The organism is Nonomuraea sp. B19D2 (genome assembly GCF_040137845.1).
GTDB lineage: Bacteria > Actinomycetota > Actinomycetes > Streptosporangiales > Streptosporangiaceae > Nonomuraea.
In genome coordinates, this window is sequence record NZ_JBEFAK010000009.1 from 133,333 (window position 1) to 150,825 (window position 17,493).

Sequence of the window (17,493 nt, forward strand, 5' to 3'; positions counted from 1 at the left end):
AGAAAAGAGGGGAACGGTTTCACGTGGGCAGTTTGCGAAACGTCGTGAAACCGTCCCCTCTCTTCTGACTTATCCCTTGCCCCCCGGCAGGGTCAGGCCGATGATCAGGGGATCGTGGTCGGAGGAGCGGTACGCGTCCGGCTGGTAGAGGCCGGGCGGGTTGTACTCCATGTTGTAGTCGCGGATGCGCGGCTCATCGGAGTTGATGTGCCAGATGGTCGCGCTCGTCACCCGCTTGAGCAGCTGCCGGCCGACCAGGGCGTGGTCGAGCTCGCCGGCGAGCCCGTCGAACAGGTAGCTGTAGCGCAGCGGTGCGGGCACGAACCGCTTGGTCACGCTGGTCAGGCCGCCCGCCTCGAGGGTGTCGATCGGGTCCTCCTCGCCGTAGGCGTTGAGGTCGCCGAGCACGATCGGGTTCGGCAGGTCCTGGTCCTCGACGATGCCCAGCAGGGCCTGGGCCTGCTTGACGCGGGTGGCGTTCCAGCAGCTCTGGCCGTCGCCCTGGTCGGCGTCGGGTCCGCCGGACGGGCAGGTGCCCTTGGACTTGAGGTGGTTGACCAGCATGGTGAACGGCTGGCCGCCGCCCTTGCGGTGGAAGGTCTGGATCAGCGGCGGGCGGCTGAACACCGGGTCCTGCGACGCCTTCGGCTCGCCGACCGGGGTGAGCTTGCCGGGCTTGTAGATCAGCGCGACCTGGATGGCGTCGGTGCCGGGGTACGGGTGCGTGAGCGCGGCGTACGTACCGGCTCCGACCTCGGCGTTGAGCGCGTCCACCAGCGTCTGGAGCGCGGTCTGGCCGTTGTTCTCGACCTCCATGAGCGCGACCGCGTCGGCGTCGAGCCCCTTGAGCGCGGCCACCAGCTTGGCGAGCTGGCGCCGCTGCTCCTCGGCGTTGGTGGCGCCGCGCGAGCCGAGCGTGGTGAACCAGTTGAGGGTGTTGAGCGAGGCCACCTTGACGTTGCCGATCACCGGGAACGGCTTGGGCAGGCGCGGGTTGGCGTTCTTGTAGTCGATCGGCTGGGTGGGCTGGAGCCGGTACGTCCCGAAGCCGTACCCGAGCACGCCCGTGACCCCGGACGCGACATCTCCGGTGCGCACGACGGGCGGCAGGGCCGCCGGGTTCTCCCGGGTCGAGCCGTCGTCGATCAGCAGCGAGCGGCGCTTGTTCAGGGCGGGGTCCACGCCCGGCCGGTCGGTCGGCTGGAAGAGCCGCCCCTGGGAGGAGAGCGTGACCTCGCCGTAGCGGCCCAGGTTGTAGTGCTCGCTGACGGTCAGCGGCTGCGGGAACGTGAGCAGCATGTTCTCGACCGGCTCCAGGCCGCCGGAGGGCAGCTTGTACGGCTGCGCCGCCACGCTCCCCGTGCCGCACACGTCCACGGCGGTGACCGGCGACAACTCGGTCCAGCCGTTGTACTCGGTCGCCCGGCCGGTGACCAGGACCCGGTCGCCGACCTTGACGTTCTTGACGGACTCCCTGGCGTACGCGAACAGCCCCTCGGAGGTCGCGGGGTCGGCGTCGGGCCGCGGATCCTGCAGGAAGAAGCCGCTGAGCTGGTCGGTCCGCTGGAAGTCGCCGGTGACGACGCCCTCGACCCGTACGGTCTGGCCGGACAGCGGGGTGGCCGCACCGCTGCCCTGCACCTGGGCGATGCGATGGGACGCCGGGGTGTCGCAGGGAGCTGCCGGGTCCGCCGCCGCAGGTGAGGCCGATAGGGCCACCACAACCAGGGCAGCCAGGGATGCTCGGGATAAAGCGCGCATGTCCGGCACTTTACGGGTTATATGGGCAGCATATTTCCACATAAAAGTGGATAGAACATTAAAACATCGAACCTTGACACCGGCATCGCGCGGGTATGACCAGTGCATGGACTGGGTCACCTGCGCGTATTCGGCTGCCTGCACCGGAATCGCTAGCCGGCCGACGGGCTTCTGCCTCGCACACCTCACTCCCGACCAGCTCTCCGAGGCCCTTGACGAGATGGACCCCAGCCGCCTGCTCGACCTGCGCGGCACGACCGTCAACAACGAGCTATTGTCCAGAGTCGTCGAAGCCACCGGGGGCAGGCCGGGCAGGGCCCGGCTCGATCGGGTCAGGTTCACCGGCGACGTGCGGCTCGCGGGCATGACGTTCGCGGGCGACGTGTCGCTCGACGGGGCCAGGTTCGAGCGGCTGGCCTCGTTCTTCGGCGCCCGCTTCGAGGGAAACGTGTCGCTGGCCGGCGCCAGGTTCACCCGTGAGCTGTCCTTCCACGGCGTCACCGTGCGCGGGCACGTCTCGCTCGACCAGGCCGTGATGTCCCGCGACGCGCTGTTCAGCCAGGCCGTCTTCGGTCACGGGCTGTCGTGCGAGCGGGCCAGGTTCGACGGGTACGCCACCTTCGACGGCGCCAGGCTGGGCGACGGGGCCACCTTCAGGGGGACGCGCTTCGGCCGTACCGTGTCCTTCCGCAAGGTCAGCGGGCACGCCGGGTTCGAGGGCGCGCACTTCGCCGCCGACGCGTACCTCTCGGCCACCGGCCGGCTGTCGGCGGCCAGGGCGCGCGCCGACGGGCTCCTGGACGTGGCGGTGGCGCGCTGCGGCGTGGATCTGCGCGGCGTCGAGGTGGCCGGCTCGACGACGCTGCGGCTGACCGACTCGCAGGCCGACCTCGAGGGCGCGATGCTGCGCGGCCCCGCCACGGTGACCGGCCGGGGCAGGTCCATGCTGACGTCGCTGCGGCTGGTGGAGGCGGGCAGTCTGGAGCTGTTCGGGCTGGACCTGTCGGTGTGCAGGTTCGCCGGCCTGGCCCATCCCTCGGGGGTGCGGGTCAAGGACTGCACGTTCGCGCTCACGCCGCGCGGCGTGCGGCTGAGCCTGCGCTGGCCGATGCTGCGCTGGTTCTCCCGCCGCCGGGCGCTGGCCGACGAGCACACCATGCGCGGCTGGGCGGCGCAGGGCGAGCCCGGCGCCACGCCCGACGGGCTGGCCGCGCTCTACGCCGGGCTGCGGCCCAGCGACCGCGCCACCTCGGCCGACTTCGCGTTCGCGGCCATGGAGATGCGCCGCCATGCCGGCCACCGCTGGTGGCTGTCGGTCTCCTGGCTCTTGTGCGGGTACGGCCTGCGCATGGGGCGGGCGGCGGGCTGGTTCGCGGTGCTGCTGGCGGTCACCGCGGCCGCCGTGCTGTGGACCTCCGCCTCGCACGCCGACCACCAGGCCGAGCTGCCCTACCCGGGCTTACATCCCTAGAGCTCGGCCACGATCGCGCCGAAGTGGCGCGAGCGCCAGCCGATCCTGTCGAAGCCCACCTGAGGCTTGGGCTCCGTGGTGAACGTGAACCGGTGCCCCACCTGCGGCTTGAAGTCGTTAGGCATGAGCCAGCGGGCGACCAGCTCGGGCTCGGTGAGCGCCCGCCACACCTTTTCCGGGCGATGAACTGGTCGAGCGTCTGCGATTCTCCGTGTTTACCTGAGCATTTCCGGTAAATCGGATGGGCGTGGCCGTGGCCGGCCGTCCCCGTATGCTCCGAGGGCGAGTACGGGGGTGGCTGCGACGCGGTGGAAGCCGGTCCGGTGGTGAGAATCGCGTGCAAGCCCTGTACGGCCCGCCGGTGGGTGGGTCGCCTGGGGTGCTTGGCCCGCCGGACGCTGTCCGTTCCCCGGGGGGAATGGGGCGGGCACCGTGCGCCGGTCGGGCACACGGCTGGAGGTCGTCGCATTGTCTGACTGGTTGTTCGCCGTGTTGTTGACCGGGTTGTTCGTGGTGCGGGGCGGTCGTTTCGGGGTGGGGCGGTTCTTGGATCTGTCTCGCGCCTCTGGTCGGGGGTGCAGGTCGGTTCCGGTGCGGCGGGCGCGCCGGGCCGCCCTGGTGGGCTTGCGCGTGCGGCGGACGCGAGCCACGTTGCCCTCCACGACCTTGCCGATGGTGCGGGCACCGGTGGCGCGGTGGGTGCGGGTGGCGTTCTGGCCGAGCAGACCGCGCGCGACAATCCGCTCGGCCGCGGCCCAGTCCCGATCACACGACAGGCCACAGGCCGGGCAGTAGGCCCACGCCCAGCCCCGCTCGGAGAGCCGATCCGGGGCCGGGCAATGCTGCAGGAGCGAGGTGCCGCTCCCGCAGCGGGGACAATACTTGGAGGTGCCGCGGGCTGGGACGGTGACCACGGCGATGGTGTGCTTGGCCGCCAGGTGCCGGATCGCCTCGACGATCTGCCCACGCACCTGCCCCGACAGACGCGCGTTCGCCCGTCCACGGCGTCCACGCGCTTCCAAGGTGGCCAAGTCCTCCATATAGATCACCGTCGCCCCGGCCGCAATCGCTTGGTCGACCACCCAGCGGGCTGCCGACCAGGCCAGCGCACGGTTCAAGTTGCGGATGCGCGCGCACAGGCGCTCGTGTTCGGCCCCGATCACCTGGCAGGCCGCGGCCAGCTGGGCGTAGCGGGGGTCGGCGGGGGTGATACCGGCCAGGAGCTTGTCTTGACGCTGATGTTTGGCTGCCAGGTGCTCCCGCTCGGCCCGCAGCCGGTGCAGCTTGGCCGAGATGCCGGTGGCGTCGTAGGTGAGCGGCCGCCCATCCGAGATCACCTGGCCGCTGCCGGTCAAGCGCCCGGCCACGCCGGTGAGCAGCGAGTTGAGGCCCCAGTCGAACCCCACCGCGGTCGCATGTCCGATGGCGGGCGCGAAGCTGATCGGGGTCTGGAACGGCAGATCGACGCGCACCCGACCGTTCTTCACCCGCAGGGTGGGGGTGCACAATGTCGCCTCTGGCGGGACGGTCGGCGGCAAAGCCACATCCAGCACGTGCCAGGCCCACTCCCGGCCGGAGACGGGAGTCTCCACCAGCGGCAGCCGCACCCGCAACCGGCCGCTGTGGTCGCCGGTGCGCTCCAGGGTGACCAGTTGCCGGTCCGCGGCGGCCAGCACGATCTGCGCCGCGACGGTCGGCGGCTGCTCCAGATCGGTCAGATCGGCAGGCAACGCGCCATGCTCGTCGAGGTACGCGCGGATCTGCCGAGTCCGGTTGCGGATCTCTGCCACGGTTACCCCGTCCGGCAGCACAGCGCGCAGCGCCTGCCACTCGGCATCGGTGCGGGCCCGCGGGTTATCAGGCCAACTCGCCACGATCGCCGCCACCAAGGCGCGGCGGTGCAGCGCCAGCCGCAAGGCGCGGGCGGCCTGCTCCTGCGCACACCGCACCACCCGATCACAGACATGCACGCCCGAGCGGGGGACCGTGCCCCAGCCCAGCCGACGCACAGCCATCCAGCCCTTCGCCGGCAACGCCCGCCCGTCCAGCCCCACCCCGCAGGCCAGCGCATCCAGATCCGCCGCATTCCACCGGGAGGCGACCAGACGGGCGCTCAGATCTTGCGCCAGGCCGGCCAGCCAGGCGACCCGCTGCGCCAGCAGCGGCTGACGGACGACCTGACCGCTCTGCTCCACCACCGCTCCATGGGCGGTACAGGTCGCGGTCGCGGTGAGCTTACTCATCGACCGCCTCCAGCACCGTGCGGGCACGACGGCAGGCCGCCGAGCGGCACTCGTACCGGAAGGCGCACCACGCGGCCGGCACACCCGGGCCACAGGCGAACCGGCACGCTCTGCATGACCTACACCCCCGCCCACCTCAAACTTTCACAGTAAGTGACCGTAAGACTACCAGCGCTTGCCCCTGTCGGGTAGAACATGTGAACGAACCTTGGGCATTCACGATCCTCACGCCACACGGCCGACTCTTCGCCGGATAGATGCGGCGATCAAGCATGGTAAAAGGAGAGCCGACACGATCCGGTACCAGCGCAAACCCGGGCACGTAAGCATTTGACCGATATCCCCGCCGCATCGGCTTGACCGGCCGTCCCGGAGGCGCGTGCATCGGCGCCCCTCGGCCGATCCCCACCGCAATGACCGCACCGCCCGCGACGACAGGTCCGTGTCGGGTACATATCCAGACCCATGGCAACCGCCGCCAACCTCAACAGCGCCCTGGAGAGGCCAAAACGAGCCTTAGGTTCCCATTGCGAAAAGGGGAGCACCGTTCACAACCCTGATCGCGCGCAGGTCTTCAGCCGTCTTGTCGTGGGGCATGGTCGTCGTCTTCCATCTCGTCGAGCAGGGTCGTGAGGTTGGCGAGCTTCTCCCGCCAGAACCGTTCGTACGGGCTGAGCCAGTCGCGGATCTCCATGAGCGGCGCCGCCTCCAGCCGGTAGTGCCGTTCCCGCCCCTTGCGGGTCTCGGCGACCAGCCCCGCGTCCCTGAGCACCTTGAGATGCTCCGACACGCTGGGCCTGCTCATGTCGAACCGCTCGGCCAGCCGGCCGGCGGGCTGGGCGCCCTCGTCGAGCAGCAGGCGCAGCAGCTCTCGCCTGGCCGGGCTGGCCAGCGCGGTGAACACGTGGTCGGCGGTCATCCCTGGCTGACCACGAACCCGTTGCCGAACGGGTCGTGGAACAGCAGCTGCCGGCCCCACGGCTCGTCGCTCGGCCCTTCGAAGGCGATCTCGTGCTCGCGCAGCCGCGCGGCGAGCGCGTCGAGGTCGGGCGCGGCCACCACCAGGCCGCCGACCGGCGCCATGTCAGGGAACCAGGAGGCCAGCAGCAACGTGGTCTCGGCCCCCTTGGGGGCGACGGTGAGCCAGCGGCCCATCGGGAAGGGATTGTCGGTGCGTACCTCGAAGTCGAGCACGCCGGTGTAGAAGGCCAGCGCCCGCTCCTGGTCGGCGACGGGCACGGTGACGGTGAGGATCTGGGATATCGGCATGCCGAACACTATACGTAGGATTTTTCCTACGCATCAACCCGACCCTGGAATATATCGGGGAATTCCCCGATGGGACCCCGAGATCGATCTCCGTAAACTGGGTCCCATGCGTATCGACGACTACGTGGCCGAGCTCGACCGTGCCCTGGCCGGGCCCTACGGGCCGAAGCGCGACCTGGTCGTCGAGGCGCGCGACAGCCTGGCCGACACCGCCGACGCGCTGGAGGCCGAGGGGCTGGACCGGGCGGAGGCGGAGCGGGCCGCGGTGGCGGAGTTCGGAGAGATCGCCGAGGTCGCCCCCGGCTACCAGTCCGAGCTGACCGCTGTGGCGGGGCGCCGCCTGGGCTTCCTGCTCTTCATCAGCGTGCCGATCACCACCCTGATGTGGTCGGTGATGTGGCGCGTCTATCCCGGCGACGCGGACGCCTGGCAGCACGCGCCCGTCTGGTACGCGGCGGTCTCGCGGCTGCTCGACATCCTCCAGCTCTGCATCGGTCTGTACGGCGGGCTCGCGCTGTTCGCGCTGAGCCGGGGGGCCCGGTGGATCCGCCGGCCCCGGCTGGTGACCAGGTCGCTGGGCCTGCTCGTGTGGATCATGCTGCCGGTCACCGGGGCGTTGAGCTTGGCGCTGACCTTGGGTGCGACGGGAGGCAGCCATCTGGACGCCCTGCCCACCCTCCTCGCCAACGTGGTGACGTCCACCTTCTGGGGCCTGCAGGTCTACGGCGCCACCCGCTGCCTGCGCGTCAGCCGTTCGCGGCTCGCGCGGCGCTGACCTCGGCGGCTTCGGCGCGCAGCACGCCGCCGATCACGGTGGCGAACTCGCGCCATGCCGAGCGCTCCCCTTCGAGGTGCTTCCTGCCCGAGTCGGTCAGCCGGTAGGTGCGGCGCTTGCGCCCGCCCACCGTCGCCCACTCGCTGGACAGGTAGCCGATGCGCTCCAGCCTGCGCAGGGCCGGATAGACGGTGCCGGTGGGCACGTTCAGCGCGCCTCCGCTGCGCTCCAGCAGCGCCTCGATGATGGCGTAGCCGTGCAGCGGCTCCCGCTCCAGCACGGAGAGCAGGAGCGCGTCCATGTGCCCGCGCAACGCGTCCGGATTCATGACTTCGATCCTAGAACCCGCACCGCGGAAGGGGCCCGCCCCTCCCGGAGGTGCCCGGCCCAAGTGCGGAGGTGTGCGCTCATGTAGCCAGTCTACATGTAGGCTGGCTATATGTAGATAGGCATAACAACCCCACGGAGTCGTGATGGATGTACTCGAACTGGCACGCGCGCAGTTCGCGGTGACAGGCAGCCTGCACTTCCTGTTCGTCGTGCTCACGCTGGGCCTGGCGCCGCTGGTGGCGATCATGAACACGCGCTGGGCGATCTCCCGCAAGCCCGTGCACGAGGCGATGACCCGCTTCTGGGGGCAGGTCTACGTCGTCAACTACGCGCTGGGCATCGTGACCGGGCTGGTGATGGAGTTCCAGTTCGGCCTGTCGTGGAGCGGCCTGTCCCACTATGCGGGCGACGTGTTCGGCGCGCCGCTGGCCATGGAGACGCTGGTGGCCTTCTTCCTGGAGTCCACCTTCCTGGGCCTGTGGATCTTCGGCTGGGGGCGGCTGCCCAGGTGGCTGCACCTGACGTGCATCTGGCTCGTGACGCTGACGGCGTACGCGAGCGCGTTCTACATCATGGTCGCCAACTCCTTCCTGCAGAACCCGGTCGGCTCCGTCGCCCGCGGCGGCCGCCTGGAGCTGGTGGACTTCGGCGCCCTGCTCACGAACAAGGCGCTGGTCTTCTCCTTCCCGCACGTCATCGGGGCGGGCCTGTTCACGGGGGCCATGGTGCTGGTGGGCGCGAGCGCGTACCAGCTGAGGCGCCGCACCGAGCACGTGGAGTTCTTCACCAGGTCGCTGCGGACCGGCGTGGTCGCCGCGGCCATCGGGATCTTCCTCACGATCGGGTTCGGGTACGCGCAGTTCGCCGGGGTCCAGGAGGGGAAGTGGGACGGCAACCTGGGCGCGTTGCTCCCGCTCGGGATCATGATCGAGTTCGGGCAGCTGCTCGCGCTGGTCGTGCTGTTCGTGATGCTCCCGATGGTCGGCGTGCTGCACCGGTGGCGGTGGACGCATCCGCTGCTCATGCTGATGACGCCGCTGCCCTTCATCCTCGCCATCCTGGGCTGGATGGCGCGGGAGATCGGCCGGCAGCCGTGGATGATCTGGGGGAAGCTCACCGTGGCCGACGCCATGTCGCCCGGGCTGACCTCGGGCATGATCACGGGCTCCTTCGCCGGGTTCGCCGGCGTGCTGGGACTCCTGGCGGTCGTCGACTACGTGCTCATCGCCAAGATCATCCGGCGCGGGCCCCGCGACGTCGCCCTGGGCGCCGTTCCCGCCGGTGAGTCCCGTTCCCCCGCGCTGAGCCACTGAGGAGTGCTGACATGGAAGTGATCTGGTTTGTCCTCTTCGCGATCCTGCTGGCCGGATATTTCGCACTCGAGGGGTTCGACCTGGGGGTGGGGCTGCTGCTGCCGCTGCTGGGCAGGACACGCGAGGGCCGCGACCGCATGGTGGCCGCGATCGCGCCGTACGTGCTGGCCAACGAGGTGTGGCTGGTGGCGGTCGCCGGCACGCTGTTCGGGGTCTATCCGCTGCTCGAGGGCGAGGTGCTGTTCGAGCTGTACCCGCTGGTGGTGGCCATGCTGCTGAGCTGGGTCGTACGGGACGCGGGGCTGTGGTTCAGACGCCGGCTGGACGGGTTCAGGTGGCAGGGGTTCTGGGACGCGATGATCGCGTTCGGGTCTCTCGGGCTGTCGTTCGGCTGGGGCATGGCGATCTACGCGGCGGCCACGGGGTTCGAGGCGCCGGCCGTGCACCCGGTGGGGGTGATGCTGGGGGCGGTCGTGACGCTGCTGTTCGCCTTCCACGGGTGGATGTTCCTGGCGTGGCGGGCGCCCGGCGCCTTCGGTGCGTCCAGGTCGGGGCGCGCCCTGGCGGTGTCTGCGTTCGTGGCGGCGCTGCCGGCGCTGGGGTTGCTCGTCGGCGCGATGCCGTACCTGCTGGACCACAGCGCGCCCCCGGCTACGTTGAATGTGCTCAGTGTCATGGCGCTGCCGTGCGCGCCCATCATGCTGGGCGCGCAAATATGGGTATGGCGCACTTTCCGCCCAGGGAAGGACGCATTCCGGCTCCCGTCGTTCTTCTGAGGGCAAGTGCATAAGGATCTCCTCCGGCTCATGCGGGCCGAGCGGTCGGTTCGCCGCCATCTGGCCGTGACCATGGTCGCGGCGGTGCTCGCGGGGCTGCTCGTACTGGTGCAGGCCGAGCTGCTGGCCGGGGTGCTGTCCGGCAGGTTCACCGCCGCCGCCCTGGCCGGGCTGGCGGCGGTGGTGGGCGTGCGGGCGCTGCTCGCCTGGACGCAGGGCGTCTTCGCGGGGCGCACCGCGACCGGCGTCAAGTCGGCGCTGCGCCACCGGCTGCTGGGCCGCCTGCGGGATCTCGGGCCCGGGCGGCTCACCGCCCACCGCTCCGGCGAGCTGGTCACGCTCGCCGGGCGCGGCCTGGACGGGCTCGACGCGTACCTCACGGGCTACCTGCCGTCGATCGCGGTGGCCGGGGTGGTGCCGCTCGCGGTGCTGGTCCGGCTGTTCGCCGCCGACCTGGGCAGCGCGGTCATCGTCCTGGTCACGCTGCCCCTGATCCCGATCTTCGGCGCGCTGGTGGGCATGACCACCAAGGCCGTCACCGAGCGCCAGTTCCTGGCCCTGTCGCGGCTCGGCGGCCACTTCCTGGACGTGGTGCGCGGGCTGCCCACGCTGCGGGCGTTCGGGCGTGCCCGGTACCAGGCGGGCGTCATCCAGCAGGTCGCGGACGCGCACCGGAGCGCGACCATGCGGACCTTGCGGGTGGCGTTCCTGTCGTCGCTGGTGCTGGAGCTGTGCGCGTCGCTGTCGCTGGCGCTGGTGGCGGTGCCGATCGGGCTGCGGCTGCTCGGGGGGTCGCTGGATCTGACGACGGCGCTGCTGGTGCTGCTGCTGGCGCCGGAGGCGTACCTGCCGCTGCGGGCGATGGGGACGCGCTTCCACGCCTCGATGGAGGGCGTGGCCGCCGCCGACGCGGCCTTCGCCGTGCTCGACGAGTCCGGCTCCGATCCGGCCGAACCGGTACGGCGGCCCGCCCCGGCGCCGTCGGCCGGGGCGCTCCCGGCCGGGGCCCCGGAGATCCGCTTGGAGAACGTGACCGTCCGCTACCCCGGCCGGGACGGCGCCGCGCTGGAGGACGTCTCCCTCACCATCGGCCCGCGCGAACGGGTGGCGCTGGTCGGCGAGAGCGGCGGAGGCAAGAGCACCCTGCTCCACCTCATCCTCGGCTTCATCCACCCGTCGCAGGGCCGGGTCCTCATCGACGGGACGGACCTGCGCGAGCTGGATCTCGGGAGCTGGCGCGCGCGGCTGGCGTTCGTGGCGCAGCGGCCGCACCTGTTCGCCACCTCGGTGGCCGGCAACATCCGGCTCGGGGCTCCCTCGGCCACCCTGGACGAGGTCCGCAGGGCGGCCGCCGCCGCGCACGCCGACTTCGTGGACGGGCTGCCGCAGGGGTTCGACACGGTGGTGGGCGAGCGCGGGACCAACTTCTCGGCAGGTCAGCGGCAGCGGATCGCCCTCGCGCGGGCCTTCTGCCGGCCGAACGCCTCGGTGCTGCTGCTCGACGAGCCCACGGCCCGCCTGGACGGCCGCAGCGAGGCGGCCGTGGTGGCGGCCACCTCGGACCTGGCCCAGGACCGCACGGCCGTCATCGTCGCCCACCGGCCCGCCATGATCGAGCTCGCCGACCGCGTCATCCGCATCCACGAGGGCCGTGTCGTCTCCGACACCGCCCGGCAGGGCGATGCCCCGGATGGTGCGGCGGCAGCGGAAGGCAGTGGTGTCACCGTGGGAGGTGCGTCGGGGTCAGCCCCGCGCCGGCAACAGTCACATGATCAGGTGGCAGTGGTGCGGCCTGGCGATGGGAGCGAGCAGTGAACCGGCGCATGGGAACGCGGCTGGTCTGGGCCGTGCTGTCCGGAGCGGCGGCCGACCTGGCCGGGCTCGGGCTCATCGCCGCCGCCGCATGGTTGATCACCAGGGCGGCGCAGCAGCCGCCCCTGGCCGCCCTGAGCGTGGCGATCGTGGCGACCAGGGCGTTCGCCACCAGCAAGGGCGTCTTCCGCTACGCCGAACGCCTCACCGGCCACGACGTCGCGCTCCGCGCCCAGGCAGGCACCCGGGAACGCCTTTTCCAGGCGCTCATCCCGCCCCAGCAGCCGCGGCACGGCGGCGCCGATCTGCTCAGCCGCATGGTCGACGACACCGAGGCCGTACAGGACCTCCTCGTACGCTGCCTGCTCCCCGCCGCCGCGGCCGCGGCGGCGGGGCTGGCGGCCGTGGCCCTCGGGCGGTCCGTCCTGCCGGTGACGGCACTGGTGCTGGTGGCCGGGCTCGTGCTGGCCGGGGTGGTGCTGCCCGCCGGCACGGCCGCCGCCGCCCGCCGCTGGTCGGCCAGGATCGCACCCGCCAGGGCGGCCCTGGCGGGCCGGGTGGCGGACCTGGTGCACGGCTCCGCCGACCTGGCCGCCTACGGCGCCGACGACGACGCGCTGGCCAAGGCGCTGTCCGCCGACGAGTCCCTGGCCGCGCTGGAACGCCGCCAGGCCCGTGTCCACGCCGCCGCCCTGGCCGGGGGCACGCTGGTGCAGGGGCTGACGGTGGCGGCCGTCGTGCTGCTCGCCCAGGGCGCGGGCGCCGGCTCGGTCGCCACGGCCGTGCTCGCGCTGACCGCCCTGGTGTCGTTCGAGCCGGTGCTGCCGCTGGCCGCGGCGGGCGAGCGCCTGGCCGGGATCACGGCCGCGCTCCGGCGTCTCCGCGACGTCCGCTCCGCCACCCCGGCCGTCACGGAACCCGCGGCTGATGGTCGCGCGCCCGCGCCGCTGCCCGCGTCCCCGCTGACCATCGAGAGCGGCGACCTGGTGCGCCGCCACCCCGCCGCCGCCGCGCCGGACGGACCCCCGCCCCGCGGCCACGCTGCGCTGGACGGGGTGTCGTTGACGCTCACCCCCGGCAAGCGGGTCGCGATCGTCGGGCCCAGCGGGGCGGGGAAGAGCACGTTGCTGGCCGCCCTGATGCGGCTGGTCGAGCCCGAGTCCGGCCACATCCGCGTCAACGGCTTCGACGTACGCGACCTCGCCGGCGACGACGTGCGGACCCTCATGACCGGGCTCACCCAGGATCCGTACATCTTCCGCACCACCCTGCGCGACAACCTCCGCCTCGCGGGCCCCGAGGCCGACGACGAGACGCTCGAGCGGGCCGTACGGGATGCCCGGCTCGACGGGTGGGTCGAGCGGACCGGGTGGGACGCGGAGCTGGGCGAGGACGGCAGGACCGTGTCCGGCGGGCAGTTGCAGCGGCTGGCCCTGGCCAGGGCGTTGCTGTACGACCCGCCCGTGCTGCTGCTCGACGAGCCCGCAGAGGCGCTCGACGAGGAGACGGCCGACCGGCTGATGAGCGACCTGCTCGACGTCACCAGGGACCGCACCACGCTCCTCGTCACGCACCGCCTCAGAGGGCTGGAGAACGTGGACGAGATCGTCGTGCTCGACGAGGGCCGGGTCGTCCAGAGAGGGCGTCATGACGAGCTCGTCGCCGTGCGCGGTTACTACCGCGACCTGTGGGAGTCCGAGGTCCTGACCAGGCGCTGAAACCTCTGCCGGAAGAGAGGGATTGAGTTGGCGCGGCAATCTGGTTTAAAGTACAAACCAGTTTGAGAGAATGAGGAGTTTACGATGGTGAGCGACGACGATCACGTGGCGAGTCCCGAGGAGATGCTGCGTGTCATCGAGGAGCAGAGCGTCGCCACCGCGAGGTGGCTGCACGGCGACCCGCTCCTGCTCTACGTCCCCTGGGGCGTCGCCTGGCTGCTCGGCTTCACCGCGTTCTTCCTGCACTACGGCCTCGACGGCCACCCGTACGCGCCGATCTCCCAGATGCAGGCGCTGGCAGTGCTGATGGGCGCGCAGATCGTGTCCGGGTCGATAGCCGCGTTCGGGATCGTGCGGATGAACAGAGGAGTCCGCGGCGACAACTCGGCCAGGGGCACGATGTACGGGTACGCGTGGTTTGCCGGGATGATGCTCGTAGTCGTCATCGCCACCAGGGTGAGCACCCTCCTGCCCCCCGACGAGAGCGGCCTCGTCTGGGGAGGCGCGTCGCTCCTGGTCGTCGCGGTCATGCACATGGCCGGGGGCGCGATCTGGCTCAACTGGCCGATGTTCTTCGTCGGCGTGTGGGTCGCGGGCGTCGACGCCGTGGGCGTGCTGCTCGGCGCCGGCTGGCACGCGCTGCTGACGGCCGTGCTGCTGGGCGGCGGCTTCATCGTCGCGGGCCTGTGGCTGAGGCGCTGCCGGTGACCGCGGACAAGGCGCCGCCCGAGCTTGACCCGGTGATCCACGCGCAGGCCAGGCTCCGGGTGGTCGCCGCGCTGAACATGCTCGGCGAGGGGAACGAGATGGCGTTCCCGGCGCTGAAGGACCTGCTGGCCATGACCGCGGGCAACCTGTCGGTGCACCTCAGCAAGCTGGAGGACGCCGGATACGTCCAGATCACCAAGACGCACAAGGGCCGCACCCCGGTCACGTTCGTGGCTCTCACCAAGCGTGGACGGCTGGCCTTCGAGGACTACACCAAGGCGATTCGCGCCTTGCTCGACAACGCAGGAGGAATGTCATGACGGTCCTCGCCAGGGCCATCGAGGTCACCCGCCGCTACGGCGACGTGCTCGCGCTCGACGGCGTCTCGCTCGACATCCGGGCGGGCGAGCTGGTCGGGCTGCTCGGCCCGAACGGCGCGGGCAAGTCCACCCTGATCAACCTGTTCGTGGGGCTGCGCCGCCCGACGTCCGGCACGGTCGAGCTGCTCGGCGGCTCGCCTCAGGACCCGGCCACGCGGCGCGGCATCGGCGTGACCCCGCAGGAGACAGGGCTGCCGGAGACGTTACGGGTCGGCGAGATCGTCGACTTCGTGTCCGCGCATTTCCCGAAAAAAGCGGAAAAAGGGGAGCTGCTCGCGCGCTTCGGCCTCGGCGACCTGGTCAAGCGGCAGGTCGGCGGCCTGTCCGGCGGGCAGAAGCGGCGGCTGGCCGTGGCGCTGGCGTTCGCGGGCGACCCGAAGCTGGTCTTCCTGGACGAGCCCACGACCGGCCTGGACGTCGAGGCCAGGCGCTCGCTGTGGGACGGCGTCAGGGCCTTCCACGAGGGCGGGGGCACCGTCCTGCTCACCAGCCACTACCTCGAGGAGATCGAGGCACTGGCCGAGCGGGTCGTGGTGGTGGGCCACGGCCGCGTGCTGGCCGACGACACCGTACGGGCCGTACGCGACATCGTGGGCGTGCGGCGCGTCTCACTCGCCGCCGCGGACCTGCCCGAGCTGCCCGGGGTGATCGGCGCCGAACGCGAGGACGGCCGGATCCACCTGATGACCGCCGATCCCGACCGGCTGGTCGTCGAGCTGGTGCGGAGCGGCACGCCGTTCTCCGGGCTCGAGATCCGGCCGACCACCCTGGAGGAGGCCTTCCTCGCCATCACCTCGAAGGAGTCCGCGCATGTCTAGCCTGATCCTTGCGCACACCCGCTACCTCATGCTGGAGCAGATCAGGGTGCCCATCAGCATCCTGGCCAGCGCGTTCTTCCCGGCCGTGTCGATGCTGGCGTTCGTGGTGCCGTTCGCGGGCGGCGATCCCGAGGCAGCCACGACGGCGACGGCGTCCCTGATGTTCTTCGGCGCGATGTCGGGCGCGCTGATCGGGCTCGCCATCAGCGTCGCCCAGGACCGCGAGCAGCCCTGGAACCCCTATCTGCGCACGCTCCCCGCGGGCCCGTTCCCCCGCTTCGCCGGGCGGATCCTCACCACGGTGGCCGTCATGCTGGTCTCGGTGGTCCCCGTGCTGCTGCTGGCGGCGTTCTTCACGGAGGCCACGATCACGCCGCCGCGGCTGCTGCTCGGGCTGGTCGCGCTGGTGGTGGGCGGGATCCCGTTCATGCTGCTGGGGCTGCTGGTCGGCTTCCTGCTGAGCTCGAAGGGCGCGATCGCGGTGTCGCAGATCCTGTTCTTCCCGCTGGCGGTGGTCGGCGGGCTGCTGCTGCCGCCCTCGGTGCTGCCCGGCTTCATCGAGGTCATCTCGCCGTACACGCCGGCCAGGGGCGCGGCGGAGCTGCTCTGGGCGATGACCGCGGGGCACAGCCCGGACCCGGTCGCCCTCGTCATGCTGGCCGTGTGGACCGTCGTCCTGGCGCTCGCGGCCGGCTGGGCCTACCGGCGCGACGAGGGGCGTCGCTTCTCCTGAGAAAATCTTCTCCCAAAAATGGGGGGTGTGCCGCCGAGTCCGCAGCGATCTCGACGGCACACCCGTCCGGGAGGGGGTCCTGTTATTTCTTCTCTTCGAGAGTCACGGCGACGTCGTGGGTCTTGCCGTCCCTCATATATGTGATCTTGACCTGTTGGCCCGGTTTAAAACCTCTGACCTGCCCAACTACAGTATCCCCCCCGTCAACCGCCTTGTCGCCGATCCTGGTGATCAGGTCTCCCTGCTGAAGTCCCGCCTTCGCCGCCGGGCTTCCGTCGGTGACCTGCCGGATGAGCGCGCCCGGCACGTCGCCCGTCGCGTCGGTGACGCTCACGCCGAGGAACGCGTGGCTGACCTTGCCGTTGCTGATGAGCTGCTCGGAGACCTGCTTGGCGGTGTTGACCGGGATGGCGAAGCCGACGCCGCCGCCCGCGGCGTCCGAGGCGATGGCGGTGTTGATGCCGATCAGCTCGCCCGCGGCGTTCACCAGCGCGCCGCCGGAGTTGCCGGGGTTGATGGAGGCGTCGGTCTGGATGGCGCCGCCGATCGTGGTGGTCCCGCTCCCCTGGCTCTGCTGCTCCTGGCCCCAGCCCGGCGGGATCTGCTGGCGCTGCTCGCCGCCGACGGTGAGCGTGCGGTCGAGGGCGCTGACGATGCCGGCGGTGACGGATCCGTCCAGGCCGAGCGGGCTTCCGATGGCCAGTACGGGGTCGCCGACCTTGACGATGTCGCTGTCGCCGAGCGTGGCCTTGGTCAGCCCCGACACGCCCTCGGCCCTGATGACGGCGAGGTCGGTGGCCGGGTCGGTGCCGACGACGGTGGCCTTGGCGGTCTTGCCGTCGTTGAACTTGACGGTCATCTGCCCGCCGCCACCCTGGCTGGCGCCCTCGACCACGTGGTTGTTGGTGAGGATGAGTCCGTCCTCCGACAGCACGACGCCGGAGCCCTCGCCGCTCTGCCCCTGGATCATCACGACGCTGGGCTGCACCTTGGCGGCCACCTGCGCGATGGTGAGCTGGTTGGAGGCCGACTTGAACACGGGGCTCGGCGTGGCGCTGCTGGCGAGCGGCTCGGGCTGGAACGCGTTGGCGACGACGGCCCCCACGACGCCGCCGCCGATGGCCGTGGCCGCCAGGGCGAGGCCGGCGATGGCCTTGCGCCCCATGGAGGAGAAGCCGGGCTTCCTCGGTGGCGGGGGCGGAGGAAGCGGCTGTCCAAGGATCTGTGTGTCTCTGCGGGGGAAGCCCCCGGGGGCCGGCGGGGTGCTGCCGAACTGGCTCCACCCGCCGGTGCCCTGCTCGTGAGGCTCATTGGCGTTCATCTGTCATCTCCCTCGAATCCCGATGACACAAGGGTCCCAAGACTCGCGTAAGAGCTGCTTAAGCC

The 17,493-nt window shown here is 71.1% G+C and carries 17 protein-coding genes; 10 read left to right on the forward strand and 7 right to left on the reverse strand.

Features of this window, described 5'->3' with window-relative positions; all coding sequences use genetic code 11:
- Positions 1-69 precede the first annotated feature (69 nt).
- The gene (locus tag ABN273_RS19005) at positions 70-1,761 is read right to left on the reverse strand and encodes an ExeM/NucH family extracellular endonuclease (RefSeq protein WP_349450237.1); all 1,692 of its coding nucleotides are present in this window, start codon (positions 1,759-1,761) and stop codon (positions 70-72) included.
- Positions 1,762-1,867: 106 nt separating this feature from the next.
- On the opposite strand from ABN273_RS19005, the gene ABN273_RS19010 reads away from it, so the two are divergent.
- A complete protein-coding gene (locus ABN273_RS19010; protein WP_349450238.1) occupies positions 1,868-3,232 on the forward strand; it encodes a pentapeptide repeat-containing protein in 1,365 nt (454 codons plus the stop codon).
- On the opposite strand, the gene ABN273_RS19015 is transcribed toward ABN273_RS19010, so the two are convergent.
- The 4 genes from ABN273_RS19015 to ABN273_RS19030 form a co-directional block, all read right to left on the reverse strand.
- The gene (locus tag ABN273_RS19015) at positions 3,229-3,402 is read right to left on the reverse strand and encodes an SRPBCC family protein (RefSeq protein WP_349450239.1); all 174 of its coding nucleotides are present in this window, start codon (positions 3,400-3,402) and stop codon (positions 3,229-3,231) included. The genes ABN273_RS19010 and ABN273_RS19015 overlap by 4 nt on opposite strands.
- A 45-nt stretch (positions 3,403-3,447) precedes the next feature.
- Positions 3,448-5,475: a zinc ribbon domain-containing protein gene (locus ABN273_RS19020; RefSeq protein ID WP_349450240.1), complete on the reverse strand. Its 2,028-nt coding sequence runs from the start codon at positions 5,473-5,475 to the stop codon at positions 3,448-3,450.
- A 574-nt stretch (positions 5,476-6,049) separates the two neighbouring features.
- Positions 6,050-6,394: an ArsR/SmtB family transcription factor gene (locus tag ABN273_RS19025; RefSeq protein ID WP_349450241.1), complete on the reverse strand. Its 345-nt coding sequence runs from the start codon at positions 6,392-6,394 to the stop codon at positions 6,050-6,052.
- On the reverse strand, positions 6,391-6,744 hold the full coding sequence (locus tag ABN273_RS19030; RefSeq protein ID WP_349450242.1) for a VOC family protein: 354 nt from the start codon (positions 6,742-6,744) through the stop codon (positions 6,391-6,393). The genes ABN273_RS19025 and ABN273_RS19030 overlap by 4 nt, the downstream gene beginning before the upstream one ends.
- A gap of 106 nt (positions 6,745-6,850) precedes the next feature.
- On the opposite strand from ABN273_RS19030, the gene ABN273_RS19035 reads away from it, so the two are divergent.
- Positions 6,851-7,519 (forward strand): permease prefix domain 1-containing protein, encoded by a 669-nt coding sequence (locus tag ABN273_RS19035; protein WP_349450243.1) that lies wholly within the window; start codon positions 6,851-6,853, stop codon positions 7,517-7,519.
- Here the strand turns inward: ABN273_RS19035 and ABN273_RS19040 are convergent.
- Positions 7,491-7,847, reverse strand: a complete 357-nt coding sequence (locus ABN273_RS19040) for a PadR family transcriptional regulator (RefSeq protein WP_349450244.1) — start codon at positions 7,845-7,847, stop codon at positions 7,491-7,493. The genes ABN273_RS19035 and ABN273_RS19040 overlap by 29 nt on opposite strands.
- A gap of 145 nt (positions 7,848-7,992) precedes the next feature.
- On the opposite strand from ABN273_RS19040, the gene ABN273_RS19045 reads away from it, so the two are divergent.
- The 8 genes from ABN273_RS19045 to ABN273_RS19080 all read left to right on the forward strand — a co-directional run bounded on the left by ABN273_RS19045 (position 7,993) and on the right by ABN273_RS19080 (position 16,107).
- Positions 7,993-9,162, forward strand: a complete 1,170-nt coding sequence (locus ABN273_RS19045) for a cytochrome ubiquinol oxidase subunit I (RefSeq protein WP_349450245.1) — start codon at positions 7,993-7,995, stop codon at positions 9,160-9,162.
- 11 nt (positions 9,163-9,173) lie between these two features.
- Entirely contained in the window at positions 9,174-9,938 is a 765-nt protein-coding gene (locus ABN273_RS19050; RefSeq protein ID WP_349450246.1) for a cytochrome d ubiquinol oxidase subunit II, read from the forward strand.
- Positions 9,939-9,944: 6 nt separating this feature from the next.
- Positions 9,945-11,753: a thiol reductant ABC exporter subunit CydD gene (gene cydD / locus ABN273_RS19055; protein ID WP_349450247.1), complete on the forward strand. Its 1,809-nt coding sequence runs from the start codon at positions 9,945-9,947 to the stop codon at positions 11,751-11,753.
- The gene (cydC, locus tag ABN273_RS19060; RefSeq protein WP_349450248.1) at positions 11,750-13,468 is read left to right on the forward strand and encodes a thiol reductant ABC exporter subunit CydC; all 1,719 of its coding nucleotides are present in this window, start codon (positions 11,750-11,752) and stop codon (positions 13,466-13,468) included. The genes cydD and cydC overlap by 4 nt, the downstream gene beginning before the upstream one ends.
- A gap of 84 nt (positions 13,469-13,552) precedes the next feature.
- Positions 13,553-14,176: a hypothetical protein gene (locus ABN273_RS19065; protein ID WP_349450249.1), complete on the forward strand. Its 624-nt coding sequence runs from the start codon at positions 13,553-13,555 to the stop codon at positions 14,174-14,176.
- Positions 14,173-14,496 carry a transcriptional regulator gene (locus ABN273_RS19070; protein WP_349450250.1) on the forward strand — a complete coding sequence of 108 codons (324 nt, stop codon included), beginning with the start codon at positions 14,173-14,175 and terminating at the stop codon, positions 14,494-14,496. Before ABN273_RS19065 ends, ABN273_RS19070 begins: the two co-directional genes overlap by 4 nt.
- Positions 14,493-15,374 (forward strand): ABC transporter ATP-binding protein, encoded by an 882-nt coding sequence (locus ABN273_RS19075; RefSeq protein ID WP_349450251.1) that lies wholly within the window; start codon positions 14,493-14,495, stop codon positions 15,372-15,374. Before ABN273_RS19070 ends, ABN273_RS19075 begins: the two co-directional genes overlap by 4 nt.
- Positions 15,367-16,107 (forward strand): ABC transporter permease, encoded by a 741-nt coding sequence (locus ABN273_RS19080; RefSeq protein WP_349450252.1) that lies wholly within the window; start codon positions 15,367-15,369, stop codon positions 16,105-16,107. The genes ABN273_RS19075 and ABN273_RS19080 overlap by 8 nt, the downstream gene beginning before the upstream one ends.
- Positions 16,108-16,189: 82 nt before the next feature.
- Here ABN273_RS19080 and ABN273_RS19085 read toward each other — a convergent pair whose 3' ends face one another.
- Positions 16,190-17,428 (reverse strand): S1C family serine protease, encoded by a 1,239-nt coding sequence (locus ABN273_RS19085; protein WP_349450253.1) that lies wholly within the window; start codon positions 17,426-17,428, stop codon positions 16,190-16,192.
- Between the last annotated feature and the right edge of the window lie 65 nt (positions 17,429-17,493).

What these genes read in the sequence shown, in the direction of transcription:
- ABN273_RS19005 (WP_349450237.1), bottom strand. Translation starts at nt 1,761, where the DNA reads ATGCGCGCTTTATCCCGAGCATCCCTGGCTGCCCTGGTTGTGGTGGCC.
- ABN273_RS19010 (WP_349450238.1), top strand. Translation starts at nt 1,868, where the DNA reads ATGGACTGGGTCACCTGCGCGTATTCGGCTGCCTGCACCGGAATCGCT.
- ABN273_RS19020 (WP_349450240.1), bottom strand. Translation starts at nt 5,475, where the DNA reads ATGAGTAAGCTCACCGCGACCGCGACCTGTACCGCCCATGGAGCGGTG.
- ABN273_RS19025 (WP_349450241.1), bottom strand. Translation starts at nt 6,394, where the DNA reads ATGACCGCCGACCACGTGTTCACCGCGCTGGCCAGCCCGGCCAGGCGA.
- ABN273_RS19030 (WP_349450242.1), bottom strand. Translation starts at nt 6,744, where the DNA reads ATGCCGATATCCCAGATCCTCACCGTCACCGTGCCCGTCGCCGACCAG.
- ABN273_RS19035 (WP_349450243.1), top strand. Translation starts at nt 6,851, where the DNA reads ATGCGTATCGACGACTACGTGGCCGAGCTCGACCGTGCCCTGGCCGGG.
- ABN273_RS19040 (WP_349450244.1), bottom strand. Translation starts at nt 7,847, where the DNA reads ATGAATCCGGACGCGTTGCGCGGGCACATGGACGCGCTCCTGCTCTCC.
- ABN273_RS19045 (WP_349450245.1), top strand. Translation starts at nt 7,993, where the DNA reads ATGGATGTACTCGAACTGGCACGCGCGCAGTTCGCGGTGACAGGCAGC.
- ABN273_RS19050 (WP_349450246.1), top strand. Translation starts at nt 9,174, where the DNA reads ATGGAAGTGATCTGGTTTGTCCTCTTCGCGATCCTGCTGGCCGGATAT.
- ABN273_RS19065 (WP_349450249.1), top strand. Translation starts at nt 13,553, where the DNA reads ATGGTGAGCGACGACGATCACGTGGCGAGTCCCGAGGAGATGCTGCGT.
- ABN273_RS19075 (WP_349450251.1), top strand. Translation starts at nt 14,493, where the DNA reads ATGACGGTCCTCGCCAGGGCCATCGAGGTCACCCGCCGCTACGGCGAC.
- ABN273_RS19080 (WP_349450252.1), top strand. Translation starts at nt 15,367, where the DNA reads ATGTCTAGCCTGATCCTTGCGCACACCCGCTACCTCATGCTGGAGCAG.
- ABN273_RS19085 (WP_349450253.1), bottom strand. Translation starts at nt 17,428, where the DNA reads ATGAACGCCAATGAGCCTCACGAGCAGGGCACCGGCGGGTGGAGCCAG.